1 rRNA gene is annotated in these 255 nt (G+C 54.5%); it reads right to left on the reverse strand.

Annotation, left to right across the window (positions count from 1 at the left end):
- A 16S ribosomal RNA gene (locus MRBLST15_RS21100) occupies nt 1–255 on the reverse strand; the annotation flags it as partial.

Genomic DNA, 255 nt, shown 5'->3' on the forward strand with positions numbered 1-255 from the left:
GGCGGTCTCCTTAGAGTTCCCACCATTACGTGCTGGCAACTAAGGACAAGGGTTGCGCTCGTTGCGGGACTTAACCCAACATCTCACGACACGAGCTGACGACAGCCATGCAGCACCTGTGTTCGAGCTCCCGAAGGCACCAATCCATCTCTGGAAAGTTCTCGACATGTCAAGGCCAGGTAAGGTTCTTCGCGTTGCATCGAATTAAACCACATACTCCACCGCTTGTGCGGGCCCCCGTCAATTCCTTTGAGT

It is taken from the genome of Stenotrophomonas sp. LST15-1-1.1 (genome assembly GCF_040815575.1).
In the GTDB taxonomy this organism is placed as follows: Bacteria; Pseudomonadota; Gammaproteobacteria; order Xanthomonadales; family Xanthomonadaceae; genus Stenotrophomonas; species Stenotrophomonas lactitubi_B.